Source organism: Acinetobacter sp. CIP 102529 (assembly GCF_000368325.1).
In the GTDB taxonomy this organism is placed as follows: Bacteria; Pseudomonadota; Gammaproteobacteria; order Pseudomonadales; family Moraxellaceae; genus Acinetobacter; species Acinetobacter parvus.
The window spans coordinates 1506418-1520495 of sequence record NZ_KB849355.1; the positions used below are offsets into that span (position 1 = coordinate 1506418).

General features: G+C 42.4%; 14 protein-coding genes and 3 pseudogenes. 10 read left to right on the top strand and 7 right to left on the bottom strand.

What is annotated here, in order from left to right; translation table 11 throughout:
* Nucleotides 1-18: 18 nt before the first annotated feature.
* Entirely contained in the window at nucleotides 19-1296 is a 1278-nt protein-coding gene (locus tag F972_RS12590; protein WP_004683339.1) for a hypothetical protein, read from the bottom strand.
* 121 nt (nucleotides 1297-1417) lie between these two features.
* Between F972_RS12590 and F972_RS12595 the strand changes: the two genes are divergently transcribed.
* Together F972_RS12595 and F972_RS12600 are read left to right on the top strand one after the other, a co-directional pair.
* Nucleotides 1418-2203: a class I SAM-dependent methyltransferase gene (locus F972_RS12595; protein WP_004769893.1), complete on the top strand. Its 786-nt coding sequence runs from the start codon at nucleotides 1418-1420 to the stop codon at nucleotides 2201-2203.
* Between the two features lie 12 nt (nucleotides 2204-2215).
* Entirely contained in the window at nucleotides 2216-2785 is a 570-nt protein-coding gene (locus F972_RS12600; protein ID WP_004683343.1) for a hypothetical protein, read from the top strand.
* A 57-nt stretch (nucleotides 2786-2842) separates the two neighbouring features.
* Here F972_RS12600 and F972_RS12605 read toward each other — a convergent pair whose 3' ends face one another.
* Nucleotides 2843-3376: a hypothetical protein gene (locus tag F972_RS12605; RefSeq protein ID WP_378251352.1), complete on the bottom strand. Its 534-nt coding sequence runs from the start codon at nucleotides 3374-3376 to the stop codon at nucleotides 2843-2845.
* A gap of 194 nt (nucleotides 3377-3570) precedes the next feature.
* Here F972_RS12605 and F972_RS12610 point away from each other — a divergent pair, with 194 nt between their 5' ends.
* Nucleotides 3571-4212 (top strand): class I SAM-dependent methyltransferase, encoded by a 642-nt coding sequence (locus tag F972_RS12610; RefSeq protein ID WP_004683347.1) that lies wholly within the window; start codon nucleotides 3571-3573, stop codon nucleotides 4210-4212.
* Here the strand turns inward: F972_RS12610 and F972_RS12615 are convergent.
* Nucleotides 4209-4676, bottom strand: coding sequence for a Holliday junction resolvase-like protein (locus F972_RS12615; protein WP_004678687.1), 468 nt, complete (start codon nucleotides 4674-4676; stop codon nucleotides 4209-4211). The genes F972_RS12610 and F972_RS12615 overlap by 4 nt on opposite strands.
* Nucleotides 4677-4775: 99 nt before the next feature.
* Between F972_RS12615 and F972_RS12620 the strand changes: the two genes are divergently transcribed.
* The gene (locus F972_RS12620) at nucleotides 4776-5420 is read left to right on the top strand and encodes a ParA family protein (protein ID WP_004757042.1); all 645 of its coding nucleotides are present in this window, start codon (nucleotides 4776-4778) and stop codon (nucleotides 5418-5420) included.
* A gap of 75 nt (nucleotides 5421-5495) precedes the next feature.
* On the opposite strand, the gene F972_RS12625 is transcribed toward F972_RS12620, so the two are convergent.
* Nucleotides 5496-5900: a hypothetical protein gene (locus F972_RS12625; protein WP_004757041.1), complete on the bottom strand. Its 405-nt coding sequence runs from the start codon at nucleotides 5898-5900 to the stop codon at nucleotides 5496-5498.
* Between the two features lie 341 nt (nucleotides 5901-6241).
* On the opposite strand from F972_RS12625, the gene F972_RS12635 reads away from it, so the two are divergent.
* Nucleotides 6242-7336, top strand: coding sequence for an AI-2E family transporter (locus tag F972_RS12635; RefSeq protein WP_004683352.1), 1095 nt, complete (start codon nucleotides 6242-6244; stop codon nucleotides 7334-7336).
* Nucleotides 7337-7441: 105 nt separating this feature from the next.
* Nucleotides 7442-8023 carry a superoxide dismutase family protein gene (gene sodC / locus F972_RS12640; protein ID WP_004683354.1) on the top strand — a complete coding sequence of 194 codons (582 nt, stop codon included), beginning with the start codon at nucleotides 7442-7444 and terminating at the stop codon, nucleotides 8021-8023.
* Between the two features lie 176 nt (nucleotides 8024-8199).
* Here sodC and F972_RS16590 read toward each other — a convergent pair.
* A pseudogene (locus F972_RS16590) lies at nucleotides 8200-8310 on the bottom strand (multidrug transporter); the annotation flags it as partial.
* A 389-nt stretch (nucleotides 8311-8699) separates the two neighbouring features.
* Nucleotides 8700-9071, bottom strand: coding sequence for a hypothetical protein (locus tag F972_RS12650; RefSeq protein WP_004683358.1), 372 nt, complete (start codon nucleotides 9069-9071; stop codon nucleotides 8700-8702).
* Between the two features lie 180 nt (nucleotides 9072-9251).
* Here F972_RS12650 and F972_RS12655 point away from each other — a divergent pair, with 180 nt between their 5' ends.
* From F972_RS12655 to F972_RS15540, 3 genes and pseudogenes are all read left to right on the top strand, one after another.
* The gene (locus F972_RS12655; RefSeq protein ID WP_004769895.1) at nucleotides 9252-10124 is read left to right on the top strand and encodes a DUF4349 domain-containing protein; all 873 of its coding nucleotides are present in this window, start codon (nucleotides 9252-9254) and stop codon (nucleotides 10122-10124) included.
* Between the two features lie 105 nt (nucleotides 10125-10229).
* Nucleotides 10230-10442, top strand: a pseudogene (locus F972_RS12660) (NAD(P)H-dependent oxidoreductase); the annotation flags it as partial.
* Nucleotides 10430-10675, top strand: a pseudogene (locus tag F972_RS15540) (integrase core domain-containing protein); the annotation flags it as partial. The pseudogenes F972_RS12660 and F972_RS15540, both read left to right, overlap by 13 nt.
* Nucleotides 10676-11037: 362 nt before the next feature.
* Here F972_RS15540 and F972_RS12665 read toward each other — a convergent pair.
* A complete protein-coding gene (locus F972_RS12665; protein WP_004769896.1) occupies nucleotides 11038-12447 on the bottom strand; it encodes an FAD-binding oxidoreductase in 1410 nt (469 codons plus the stop codon).
* Nucleotides 12448-12801: 354 nt separating this feature from the next.
* Here F972_RS12665 and serA point away from each other — a divergent pair, with 354 nt between their 5' ends.
* Nucleotides 12802-14034 (top strand): phosphoglycerate dehydrogenase, encoded by a 1233-nt coding sequence (gene serA, locus F972_RS12670; RefSeq protein WP_004683364.1) that lies wholly within the window; start codon nucleotides 12802-12804, stop codon nucleotides 14032-14034.
* The last annotated feature ends 44 nt before the right edge of the window (nucleotides 14035-14078 follow it).

Below are 14078 nucleotides of genomic sequence, written 5' to 3' on the forward strand. Positions count from 1 at the left end.
TGTAGAGGGCTTTTTTACTTACGATTCAGCAAGATGTAGGTGAGTTTGCTCATCCACATGATTTTCAATAAAATGTCCCTGCCCATGATCATCACAACTCAAGGTTAAGTTTTTATAACTGAGTTGATAAAATTCAGGATAACGTTTAAAAATCAATAAAGACTGATCCAAAGCCAAAGCTTCACCGACTTTCACTAACTTATGAATCCCACGATCATTCATCGTCAAAACATAAGATTCTGCATTTAACTCAAGTTCAACAACGGCATTCGCACTGGCTTTCAATGGCAATAGATATTGTTGATTCGCCTGAATTGCTTCAGCATTATAAGCCTCTAGCTTTAAACTGACTAAATTAAAAACCAACAATGTATTTTGAATCGTGCGAATGGTTGGCACTGAGCTGTCCATCTGTTGGATAAAATGCGGATGAATACCTAACTTCCGTAAATTTTGCTCAGTACCCTGTTGTAGATTAAATAACTGTTGAACCAATTTTTGCTTAAGAACAACATCAAAATAACGCTCATCTAATTCAAAATCGTTATTTTGCAAGATTCGCAATAAAGCCTGATGATGTTTGGTCAATAATGCATCTAATACATAGCGATAGTAGAACTTGCTTTGCTTTTTGACTTCCCTCACCCGTTTATAGAAATAGGTGATGTCAAAAGGCTGCTCAACAAAATCATTGAGTAATTGCGAACTTGCCAAAACCGAGAGTGCTTCATGCCCTGTAAAAGGCAAGTGAATCACATGCATATGTGGTAATAAGGGCTGTATTTTTAAGAAATGTTCTTTATCTTCTGCATAGTATGGATCATAGACAATGATGTATTCACGAGATGAATCCACTTCATCCGTCTGAATCTGCATATCCTGATGCAATGCGGCATCAAAAAATTCGGCATAACGACGATCATGAACCACATCAGGGTCTATCGAATATTGTGGTACAAAAGCAACGATTTTATGCATATTCAATAAATTAGAATATTTAATCGCGGCATAGCCCCCCATTGATCCACCGTAACCAACAATCTGCTCAAACTGTTCTAAAATCGGCTGAATCTGTCGCTGCATCTCAAGCATGCTGCTTTTAGGAAACCAAGATTTCTGTTTTGGCATAATGCCAATCACATTGTATTGATATTTGAATAATGATTTTTCAGCATTAATCGACATGCCTTTGGCACGGCTAATCAGATCACCAAAAGAAATCACCAAAGTGTCACTTGAACCTGTTAAAAAAATAACGCGAATATGTTCATCTTCAAATACTATTTGCTTATCCATGCTCACACTAAAAAGTTGATCCTAGGCGGGTATCAAAAACGCATCAAATGAGGACTTTGCCAATTCATTATTGCGGAGTATCTTATTTTATAGAGATAAGACAGATTAAAAAGCGCAAAAAATGACACAATCCCTACATCCATCTGCGGCAAAAGGCTTCGGTTCAGGTGCTGAACTGTATCAGCAGGTCCGTCCCAGTTACCCGCAAGAAATAGCGATTTGGCTACAAGATCGCCTCCAGATAGGTGAAAGTTCCACTGTTATTGACCTCGGTTCTGGGACTGGCAAATTCTTACCTTACCTCATTCAAACTCAGGCAAAAGTGATCGCGGTGGAGCCCGTGGCAGAAATGCTTCAACAGCTTCAACAGGCCCATCCAACAGTTGAATGTGTACAGGCTTTCAGTGACCAACTGCCTTTGCAAAATGAATCGGTTGATGCCATGGTTTGTGCCCAGTCTTTCCATTGGTTCTCAAACATTGAAACACTGACTGAAATGCATCGTGTATTAAAACCATCAGGACATCTAGGACTGGTCTGGAATCAACGCGATATTCAGGTAGATTGGGTCAGGGCATTGGCGGATGAAATTGCCCCATTTGAGGCGGACACCCCACGTTACCATAGTGAAAAATGGAAACAGGTGTTTGAAAATCAGGAATTATTTAGGTTTATTGGGTTAGATACATTTCAGTTGCTGCATCGGGGAACAGTCGAACAAGTGGTCAGCAAACGCCTGCTGTCCACCAGTTTTATTGCGGCAATGTCAGCACAGCATCAACAAAGACTTAAAACAAGGTTTGAACAAATTGTATTTGATTTTACAGGCCTAAGCACACAAGATCAGATAGATTTTCCTTACACTACTTTTGCGTATCATTTTCAGAAAACATCAAATTCATTATAGATCGAGTTGACCATGCCAAACATCAAAACAATATTTGCAATAAGCTGTGTACTCAGCACCGCCCTACTGCTCAGTGCCTGTAACAAGGACCAACCACCTGCCCCAAATAATGAAAAGCAAGGCAGTTCAGTCAACAATTCAATTGGCGAACTGAACCAGACACCCATCAAGCAATTCCCTGCCACGCCTGATGATGGACATGACATTGCCATTCTGGAAGATTATGACCAGCGTTTTACCGCAATGAGTGACAGTATGGAAATCGAGTTGGCGAAAATGAAAGAGGCCAATACGCTGACACCAGAATTTGAACAGCAGCGCCAGAAAGATAATATCCACTCTGCATTGACGATGCTAAAAGAGCTGGAATTAAAAACCGAGCAAGGTCGCTATATTCAGGGTTTGTTGTCGGATTACTGGCAGAATCAGGCCAAAGCTCTGGAACAAAGCACTTTATCTGGTTCAGCCACACCCGACACAGGCAAACAGGTGGATCAGTTAAACCAGTACCTGCATGCACAAAGTCAGTTGCATCACTGGAAAAGCACTCAAACTGCTGACTCAAAAATGCAAACCGAATAAAAACTATAAAGATGTAGAGGAGCATTTAGCCCCTCTACATCTTAAGAAAGATCCAATTTAAATCTTCTGCTTCTCAATCCACTGGATAGAGTTCACGCGGAATAGTTCGCAGGCGCCATCCCCTGTATCTGTGGGGGTCAATGACGACTTCCACACCAGCTCCTTGTCCCGCACCTCAACCAGCTCACCTTTGAGCTGCACCAAATCACCGCGCTTTACCTGTTTAATCTGCTGGGCAATCTTGGGAGTGGCGGGAATAATATGCATATTCGACACCATCTGCATGGCTTGATTTGCAGGAACAGGTAGCTTATCTATTTTCCAATTCAAATAGCGGTCATATTGATTTACTGAGATTTTACGTGCGATCTCGGGCTTGGCAAACAAACCCCAACTCACCGCATAGTCAATTGGCGAGAATTTTGCCTGTTCATCATCCTGATAAAGCTTTGAACCGAGGATACGAAAATTACCATAAAAAGGCTGCAACACAGAGATGGACTGGTCTTTTAAAATAGGCGATAAACCATTGGCAATATTATATTCCGCACCACGGGTAGATGCATGTGCCTGTCCAATTGCAGCCACCATGCATAAACTGATCCATAGGCTTTTGTTCATGCTGAGCATCCTCAAAAATAACGCTTAAAACTTAGAAAATCACTTCTGTTCATAGTATGCTTAGAGCATGCAAGAAAGTGCTTTTTTTGGTAACAGTCAAACGCACTCTGTCATATTTTTGTGACGACTCCACTCCCTTTTTTTAAATCAATGAATGGAACTCTATGATTTATCAATTTTATCAACGTCGGGTTTTCCCGCACCTGCTCAATCAGGTCATGCAAACCGCCAGCCTGATGGATAAACGCCGTGAACTGCTGCTGCCGATTGAGGGCGAAGTGCTTGAGATTGGTTTTGGAACAGGTTTAAACATTCCATTTTATGGCAATGTCGATGTACTGTACGCGCTTGAACCGAATCCAGACATTTACCATCTGGCGATTGAACGGGTTCAACATGCACCCTTCCATGTCAGGCATGTGCAGTCCCATGCAGAGAAACTACCTTTTGCCGACCAGTCTCTGGATCATATCGTTTGCACATGGACACTATGCAGTATTGCCCGACTGGATCAGGCACTGGCAGAAATTTATCGGGTGCTGAAACCAACAGGAACTTTGCATCTGGTTGAGCACGTCAAGCATCCCAACTCGGTCAAGATGCAGTCTTTACAGACCTTGCTGACCCCAATTCAGAAATGTATTGGCGATGGCTGCCACCTGAATCGGGACATTGAACGCAGCCTGCAACAAGCAAAATTCAAGTTTATTGAAAAGCAATATTTTGATGCCGAGGGCATTCCAAGCATTGCACAAAAGATGCTGATGGCACGGGTACAAAAACTCAATTTTGAGATTACGGATTAATCATTAAAATCAATACGCAGGGTTTCAAAGCGCACCCGTCCCTCACGTATCGCTTGGGCAATGGCCTGCTGTCCCTTGCTCAGGCGGGCACTGCCACTTTTAATATCCAGCAGGATCACTTCAATGTCTTCGGCATCACCATCGCCATCACGGAAGTCGGTATAGCCATCAAACACCACATAATCCACGGGGTCACCCAGAAACTTGGCATCACTGGGAAGATACTGGAACTCAGGCAAAATGGGGGCAAACTGCTCGGCCATTTTACCCTTTAATACCGCGCGGCTGGTGTTGACACTGCGCTTCTGCGCGTCAACCAGTGCCTGTTTATGTGCCAATTCAAGTTCAGCAATATATTGTTCATATTCCGCCTGAATACGTCCATTGCGTGTGCTGGATAATATAATGGTGGTGATCACCACACCAATACATCCGCCTATCAGCATTGCCAACCAAACCGACATAAAATTTCCCTCTGTTCTGAGCCTAAATTGTAACCTACCACGCTGAAAAAGATGCTAAGGTAGAATGGAATATAAGAGGCTCGTTAAAACGCAAATTTCATGAAAACCATATTAATTGCAAATCAGAAAGGCGGTTGTGGCAAGACCATGACGGCGATTACCCTTGCTGCCGCATTATCACAAAAAGGCTATAAAGTTGCGCTAGCCGATGCGGATAACCAGAAATCCGCCTTACAATGGCTCAAGCAGCGTCCTAAAACGGCGACCGAAATTCAGAGTCTGGACTGGCGACATGAGAAATCGATTGGTGAGGCACCCAAGAATCTGGACTACCTGATTATTGATGCGCCTGGTGCCCTTTCAGGGGAACATGCGGAACAACTGGTTAGTGAAGCACATGCGATTGTCACGCCATTACAGCCGTCGTTTTTCGACATTGACAGTACTCGTCGCTTCCTTAAGCATTTACAAGACATTAAACGGATTCGTAAGGGCAAAGTTCAGATTCTGCTGATTGCCAATCGGGTCAAGCCAAACAGCGCCAGCTCCAAGGATATTCAGGAGTTCTTCAGCAAGATTGAGCAGCAGCCTGTGGCATGGATTTCCGAACGGAGTGCCTATGGAACATTGGCGATGCAGGGACTCAGTATTTTTGATAAGCCACAGAAGAACTTTGTCACTATCCAGAGTCAGTGGCAGCCTGTTTTAAATCAGTTGGTGGATGATCCAAGTCAATGGTTTTAAACCACCTTGTTCCATCACGCCAGGATGGAACAAGGTATAAACCATTTATGCAACTGCACCGACTAAAACCTATCTTTATTTAGGTTCAATAAAAGGTGCGGGATTTGGACTAGGTTGATCTGTGTCATCACCCTTATCTTTCAGGTTATGCCTCATTTCATCACGATCCAGGTTTTCCATAGCTTTACGGATGTTTTCGTTACCGTGACTGCCATCATTTGACTCGATTGCCTGTTCACGTTCCGCACCTTGCTGCTGTACTGCATTTTCAGGATTTTTAGAAATATCTTGCTTTTCTATAGCCTGCTGTAATTGATCACTGTCCGTCAGACCTTCCACTTGCTGATAACTGAGCTTATCACCGTTCAAAAGAGCAGCCACTGCACTTTCGGCTTGTGTACCATTGCTGCTATTCTGTTGTGAATGATGGTCCTGACCTGTTTTTGGAGAGGTATTGTCCTGATTATTTGAATGTGTCATCGAACTGCTCCTTAAATTCACTTTATGCATGTATGATGAATTCAATATAACAATACGCTTTGTAAGTCTTTACCAACTCCTGTATTAAAATCGATAGTAAATGTTGCTATGGTAAGTTGCTGTATTGCAGCCTTAAAACTTTGGTAAATGCAGAGATATACATATTGCCGATCATGGACCACTCCATTGAAAATAATCGTCTGGCTGAAACATACCATCAACTTTATCCTCCTCATTTCATCCAGATATTTAAACGTGAAATTACCGAATGAAAATTTTACTGGACCCATTTTTCAGTTAATATGATTTTATCCAACTTTTATCTTTAGAGACGGACGCTTGTGCAACAATACGCTCCCACATTACAACGTGTTTTATTGTTTGGACTGTTCTTTGTCTTAATCTATTTGGGATTCAGTATTCTCAAATATTTTATTGTGCCTGTACTTTGGGCAGCAATTATTGCCTACATGACCTGGCCTGTGTATTTATGGGTACAGCGCCGTTTCTTTGGGGAAAATCGCCCCACCCTCAATGCCACCATCATGATCAGTCTGGTCATTCTGGTGATTGGGGTTCCGTTTATTTGCGCCATCTTCATGCTGCAACTGGAAGGGCGTAACCTCTATTTTAATTTACAGAGACAACTGTTTTCAGGACATATCCAGATTCCTGACTTCATTAAAAACTTGCCTGTGGTGGGCAAGGATATTAGCCGTACCGTGAACGAACTGAGTAATGACCCAAACAGCATTACCAAGAATATTGCGGAATGGATTCAGGGTCATTTGAGTTATGGGCGTTTTGTTCTCAGTGAGATTAGCCGCAACCTGGTCAAATTGACGTTTGCCATCATGACCCTATTCTTCTTCTATCGGGATGGGCAGATGATTCTGGCACAGGTCAGCCGTGCCATGGAAATGGTGATTGGCCCACGCGTACACCACTATCTTGACACCATTTCAGAAACAACCCGTGCAGTGGTATATGGCGTAGGCCTTACTGCGGTTGCACAGGCCCTTTTGGCAGGTCTCAGTTATTTTGTTGCGGGTATACCGAACCCAATGCTGCTGACGATGGTCACCTTTATTTTAGCCCTGATTCCATTTGGCACCCCTGTTTCATATCTGGGTGTGGGACTGTGGCTATTTGCGCAGGGACAGACTGTTGAAGCGATTGGTGTGATTGTATGGGGTTTGCTGATCGTCAGCAGTTCTGACAACGTGATTCGCCCACTGGTGATTTCAGGCGCAACCCAGATTCCATTCCTGTTGATCATGTTCGGTGTACTGGGTGGAATCGCAAGCTTTGGTCTGGTTGGCCTGTTTATCGGTCCAGTCATTCTGGCAATCCTGTTGGCGATTTGGCGTGAATGGCTGCATGAGAATGTGGAAGAACCCGTTGCCACACTTGAGACTCCATCTGAAACCAAGTAAGTTGATTTAACCTTTTTGTTATCAAATAATTAAAGAAGCTTGCGAGTTCCCCCAAACTTTGCTTGAATTTAATTGATAAAGATAATCAATTAAGGATGCCTCGCAATGACTTCAATAATTCAAAAGTTTTCCCTCCTGGGTTGCCTCGGCCTAAGTATCGCCGCCTGTTCATCGGTTAATCTGGATAACAACGCAGATAAAATCCAGACACAGCCTACATCATCAGACCAAAAACAGCTGATCACGGTTCATCAAGTGGATGCCAATGGTGTGGGTGCCTCCATTGGCACCGTGTCTTTCCAGCAAACACCGAAAGGCCTGCTCATCACCCCTGCACTTGGAAAGCTTTCCCCAGGTGAGCATGGTTTCCATATCCATGAAAATGCCTCATGCGAAGCTGTTAAGAAAGACGGTAAAATGGGAGCCGCCCTCGCTGCGGGTGGACATCTCAATCCAGAGAAAGTTGCCCATCACGGTACACCACTGGATGGACATCTAGGTGACCTACCTGCCCTAACCGTGAATGACAAGGGTTTTGCAACAACGCCTGTGCTTGCGCCACGCCTGAAACTTGCCGATATTCAGGGGCGGGCAATCATGATTCACGCAGGTGGCGATAACTATTCAGATTCACCTAAGCCTTTGGGTGGTGGCGGAGATCGGGTTGCCTGTGGTGTGATTAAGTAAGGATATTTAAATACTGTGGGTATTCTAAAAGATATCCACAGTTGTGTTGATATTTTAAACAGGAGTTTAATGGCTGGGATCATCTCCCAGCTTTTTATTAATGAATCCCCTCAGCTTGACGTTCCAGCATAATCTGTTTCAGTACCGCCCGTGGCTGGGTAAACCAGATGCCAATCAACCACCAGAAACAGTGTTCCTAGCAGCATAATTAGCAAACCCATCAAGATGGTTTTACCCAAGGGAAAGCGGTCAATGACCTTGATCAGGATAATGTTGCCCGCGATTATACGGTTTAACGTCATGTTCTGATGATTTGTTGTCATGTTCTATTCACAAAAATAACCAACTCGGGTTCGTTCCATTTCCCATAAACGGAAATGGAATCATCACCACAAGACTTTATGGTTGAAATTTAAATTTTGATGTCATGCTGTGAGAAAGCATGTGATAAATGTGAAAACAGCGTATTCACTGGGCGTATATAAGAAAAATGATTTATTTACTTGAGGCTGGTAAATTTTTTTACCTTTTGGCCAAATTGCCAAACGCAACTTTAGCATTTTTTCAAAATGGCCGCAATTTGTACAATCCCAATGATTGTTTAGATATGTGAATAACCGAAAAGTTATCCACAGTTTTGTCTATCTTTTAGGCTACACCACAGCTCACAGATCAATCATGGACAAAGCGCAAACTGGAATTTATCGGCATTGTCTCCCCTGGCACATTGATAACTTTGTTTCTTGTTCACGATCTTCCAGACCTCCTGATCACGTTTCAACTGGTATTGAGTTCGTACCGCAATCACTGAATCATCCTGCTGGACCTGTTCAACCGTCACCTGTGCATCGGTTGGATTCTCTGCACTGTTAAACTGCTGGTCTATTTTCAAGTTGGTTTCATCATGAAACAGGTTTGGCTGATCTAATAAAACCACATGCATTGCGGTACTTTTTTGCACCGCCGCCTGTTGCTGCGACTGTGCAATAGGTGGGTTACATGCTGCCAGCAACAGGCTGCATCCCAGCATCAACCAGATTTTATGCATTTTGTATCATTCCAATTTGCCCGATTCATTTATGCTACTATGCAAAACTTATTTGCCAAGCAATAAAATGTTATGGCTTGCAAAAGATTTGTTGTCATGATCAGATAATTGATAATGACATAAAGTATTAAAAAGACTGATTTTATAACATCAATATCACAATAGATTGGGCGTCATGATATGGCAGATTTAGTCAGAAATTTAACGATTATTTTACTCGTGGGCAGCACTTTGGCTGGCTGCTCCAAAAAAGAAGAAAGTGCGGCAAGCGATGCCGCGGTTGCCACAGAAAGCGCAGCCTTAGATAGCAAAGCAATTCACACCAACGCCACCAAAAACCCAGAACAACTGGTCAGTACCCAGCAAAGCGCCCTAGAGCAAAGCCGTCAACTGGTCAAAAGTGCTCAACTGCAATTTGAAGTGCAAGATGTGTTAAAAACCACATCAACCCTGGAACAACAGTTATTGCAATACAATGGCTACATCGAAGAAAAACAGGTCAATTATCAGGTCAGTGACAGTTCCCAGCGTAACCGTATTGATGGCAGTGTCGACATTTATGAAAAGATCACGCCAACCGTACAGCTCACCGTACGCCTCCCCAATGACCAAGTCACAACTTTTCTGAATAATCTTCTGCCGCTTATGCTGAACTTTAACAGCCAAAGCTATGAAGCAAAACGCTATGAATTAAAGCGACTCGAAGAAAAGCTCAATACCGCAAACCAAAGTAACAGCCCATCCAGTGCGGTCAACAACCAACTGCAACAATTGACCGATTTGGAAGTCAAAGACCGCCTGGCTTATAGCACCATTCGGCTTGAGTTCTATCAACAGCCGAAAGTCCGTAAACGCCATGATTTAAATATCCATCGCATCGCTACATTGGACAGTGATCCATTAATGACACGAATTGCAGAATCATTCAAAGTCGGTTTAGCTTATTTTAAAGAAACCCTACTCTGGCTGATTCAATTCTGGGCATTTTATCTGGTCATATTTGCCATTTGGATGATTCGTAAAGTGTATAAGGCAAGAAAGCACAGCAGCTAATTATTGATTTTTGATCAATAGTATTTTGCTAATTTACGCATTTTCACTCATGAATAGATTCCCTAAAATGCATTCAAGTTTTAGCAATCTATTTTTGAGTATCCCATGAGCAATATTCTAATTATTAACGGTGCCAAACAATTTGAACATTCCAATGGCGAATTGAATGACACCCTCACCCAGTTTTCTGAAAGCCATTTAACAACGCTGGGCCATACCGTACAGGTCACCCGTACCGACAGCGAATATGACATTCAGGCCGAAATTAAAAAATATTTATGGGCGGATGTGGTGATTTACCAAATGCCAGGCTGGTGGAAAAGTGGTGTGATCAGCATGGTATTGAGCATGTATTTACCCAACCAGGCCATCCACAGCAAAATGCATATGTTGAGCGATTTAATCGTAAAGTACGTTATGAATGTCTAAATCAATATTTATTTCGAGATCTGAGCGAGGTGCAGGACTATACAACTAACTGGCAGTACTTTTATAATCATGAACGACCTCATATGTCAGTAAATGGTTGTCCACCTATTTTTAAACAATAACAAGGGCTTTAGATTTTCTACCCATTAATTCAATTAAAAATGGGGGTATTACCCCTCTACTGATAATAATGAGCTTGTACTTTTTCCTGACTTTCAGTTAAAGCATGGCTATTCTTAATAGCAAGAATATTTAAAATAGAAAATATAGTCAAACTACTTTATTATCCATACAGGATTCGAAAAAAAATCGAAATAATTCATCGATTGAGTTGTATTAGTTCTATAATGATTTGACTATATGAGATATTTTCATTAAAAGTCGTTGTAATATTAAAGTTCGGTTACTTATTAAGTTCTAGGTATAACAAAAAAGCGCATCTTTCGATACGCTTTTAGCAGAAATTCTTTTATCTAATCAAGCATTAGAGATCAAATAATTTCCCAGGATTCATAATCCCATTCGGGTCAAATGCCAATTTCAATGCTTTCATATATTCAATTTCTTCAGGTGAACGTGAATATTCTAAATATGGTTTCTTGGTCATTCCGACACCATGTTCGGCAGAAATAGAACCATCATATTTTTTCACGGTCTCAAATACATATTTATTCACCACCTGACACTTGGCAAAGAATTCATCTTTGGTCAGATTTTCAGGTTTTAAAATATTTAAGTGCAGGTTACCGTCACCAATATGACCAAACCAGCAGATTTCAAAGTCTGGATAATTATCCGCAACGATCGCATCAATCTCTTTGATAAAGGCAGGGACATGCGTAGTCAACACTGAAATATCATTCTTATAAGGAATATACGGCGCAATCGATTCCGAAATATCTTCACGTAAACGCCATAGGCTCTGTGCTTGTTCTAAGCTTTGGCTCATTACACCATCAATCACCCAACCTTGTTCCATACAATGCTCAAAAATCTGCATTGCTTTGTCCATAATCGGTTCATATGGCGCTTCAAATTCGAGTAATACATAGAATGGGCAAGTTGTTTCAAATGGACGCTGTACATGACCACGATCCAAGACTTTTTGCATTGCCACTTCACCAAAAAACTCGAATGCAGTTAAGTCGATTTCTTTTTGGAAAGCATGTAATACAGGCATTACCGCTTCAAAGTCAGGCGTACCCAATACCATGACTTGTAAGTTTTGTGGCTTACGCTCAAGTTTAATCTCAGCCTCAGTCACCAAACCTAATGTGCCTTCACCACCGATAAATAAATGCTGCAACGCATAACCCGTCGCATTTTTAATCATGCCTTTGTTTAAACGTAAAATATCGCCTTTACCCGTCACAACCGTTAAGCCAAGCACCCAGTTACGTGTCATACCGTATTTGATGACTTTAATACCGCCTGCATTAGTTCCGATATTTCCACCAATTTGACTAGAACCTGTAGATGCAAAATCAACTGGGTAATACATGCCTTGTTGTTCGGCATAGTTTTGCAATTGTTCAGTCACAACACCCGCTTGAACGCGAACCATACGATCTGCTGGCAAAAATTCCAAGATTTGATTCATCTTGTCAAAGCTGATCACGATCTCGCCATTGGTTGCCACCGCACCTGCTGAAAGTCCTGTACGACCACCTGATGGCGTAATTGCAACATTGAACTGGTTGGCAAGTTTCACAATCGCCTGAACCTGCTCCGTGCTTGATGGAAAAACGATGACTGATGGGTTCGGGTCAAAATGTTTAGTATGGTCCCGCCCCCAGTTTTGCAGACTATCGGCATCGGTTTTAATACGGTTTTCACCCACAATTGCCGTTATTTGGGTCAATAACTCAGGTGTTAAATCAACTGAAGCATTCATCGTTTACGGGCCTAGCAAGAAATAAATATCGGATTTCTGGGTAGCAACCTCATGTTTTTAAAAACATTCACAAGATTACAGCAACATCCAGAATATAGAAACGCCACAGGACGGCACAACCCCTGTCTTGTTGAGGTTTGACCATCAATTACTGCATTTTACATTGAAGCAGGCAAGGGATAAAGCTCAGGATCACGATACCATCACAACAAAATGTGTATCAGCCATAAAATTCCTGTAAAGCTGAAAAATTATCAGCAATTCTGCTGTGGTAATTTTAAAGCAAATATCTATAACTGCACGCTCTATGCTATGATACGGCACCTAAATTTTGGCCTTTGTAGCGGAGCCGTAATGAGCCAACATCTTTCTCTACCTAAAGACAAAATCCGTTTTCTTTTATTGGAAGGTGTGCATCAAAATGCCATCGATACCTTAAATGCAGCGGGTTATACCAACATCGACTACCACAAAACTGCACTTGAAGGCGAAGCTTTGAAAGAAGCGGTCAAGGACGCTCACTTTATTGGTATTCGTTCGCGTACTCAATTGACTGAAGAAATCTTTGAAGCAGCAAATAAATTGATTGCGGTGGGTTGTTTCTGTATTGGGACCAATCAGGTTGACTTAAAAGCGGCAATGTCGCGTGGTATTCCTGTGTTCAACGCACCGTATTCAAACACGCGTTCAGTAGCGGAACTGGTTCTTGCTGAAGCCATTTTATTACTGCGCCGTGTACCTGAAAAATCAAAAGATACACATGCAGGTGGCTGGAACAAGTCTGCGGTCGGTTCGTTTGAAACACGCGGTAAGACTTTAGGTATCGTTGGTTACGGTTCAATTGGTTCACAACTTTCTGTATTGGCAGAAAGTCTGGGTATGAAAGTCATCTATTTTGATGCCGTGACCAAGTTACCGTTGGGTAATGCACGCCAAGTGGGTTCTTTAGATGAGCTTTTGGCAACTGCTGATGTGGTTTCCCTACACGTTCCAGATGTGCCATCTACACGTAACTTCTTCAAGAAAGAACAGTTTGCACAGATGAAAGAGGGTTCGATCTTCATCAATGCGGCACGTGGCACCTGTGTCATCATCGAAGATTTGGCTGATGCGATTAAATCAGGCCACATTGCGGGTGCGGCGGTTGACGTGTTCCCGAAAGAGCCTAAAGCAAACGGCGAAGAATTTGTTTCACCACTTCGTGGCTTAGACAATGTGATTTTAACCCCTCACGTAGGTGGTTCGACCATGGAAGCACAGGCGAACATCGGTCTGGAAGTTGCTGAGAAATTTGTGGCTTACTCAGATAAGGGTATGACGCTATCTGCGGTGAACTTCCCAGAAATCGCATTGCCATTGACTGAAGGCCAACATCGTTTACTGCACATTCACAAAAATATTCCAGGTGTATTGTCCAAAATCAACACCCTGTTTGCTGAACAAGGCATCAACATCTCAGGTCAGTCTTTAATGACCAAAGGTGACATTGGTTACCTCGTGATGGATGTAGATGCATCTGCTTCTCAGGAAGCACTTGATACCTTAAGCCAAGTTGAAGGTACGATCCGCGTACGTGTATTGTTCTAATCAGGACAATTCAGGAAAGGCCACAGTTTAAGCTGTGGCTTTTT

Coding starts and splice junctions, on each gene's coding strand:
- F972_RS12615 (WP_004678687.1), bottom strand. CDS start 4,676: ATGTCGGTTTGGTTGGCAATGCTGATAGGCGGATGTATTGGTGTGGTG.
- F972_RS12590 (WP_004683339.1), bottom strand. CDS start 1,296: ATGGATAAGCAAATAGTATTTGAAGATGAACATATTCGCGTTATTTTT.
- F972_RS12595 (WP_004769893.1), top strand. CDS start 1,418: ATGACACAATCCCTACATCCATCTGCGGCAAAAGGCTTCGGTTCAGGT.
- F972_RS12620 (WP_004757042.1), top strand. CDS start 4,776: ATGAAAACCATATTAATTGCAAATCAGAAAGGCGGTTGTGGCAAGACC.
- F972_RS12600 (WP_004683343.1), top strand. CDS start 2,216: ATGCCAAACATCAAAACAATATTTGCAATAAGCTGTGTACTCAGCACC.
- F972_RS12625 (WP_004757041.1), bottom strand. CDS start 5,900: ATGACACATTCAAATAATCAGGACAATACCTCTCCAAAAACAGGTCAG.
- F972_RS12610 (WP_004683347.1), top strand. CDS start 3,571: ATGATTTATCAATTTTATCAACGTCGGGTTTTCCCGCACCTGCTCAAT.
- F972_RS12605 (WP_378251352.1), bottom strand. CDS start 3,376: ATGGTGGCTGCAATTGGACAGGCACATGCATCTACCCGTGGTGCGGAA.
- sodC (WP_004683354.1), top strand. CDS start 7,442: ATGACTTCAATAATTCAAAAGTTTTCCCTCCTGGGTTGCCTCGGCCTA.
- F972_RS12650 (WP_004683358.1), bottom strand. CDS start 9,071: ATGCATAAAATCTGGTTGATGCTGGGATGCAGCCTGTTGCTGGCAGCA.
- F972_RS12655 (WP_004769895.1), top strand. CDS start 9,252: ATGGCAGATTTAGTCAGAAATTTAACGATTATTTTACTCGTGGGCAGC.
- F972_RS12665 (WP_004769896.1), bottom strand. CDS start 12,447: ATGAATGCTTCAGTTGATTTAACACCTGAGTTATTGACCCAAATAACG.
- serA (WP_004683364.1), top strand. CDS start 12,802: ATGAGCCAACATCTTTCTCTACCTAAAGACAAAATCCGTTTTCTTTTA.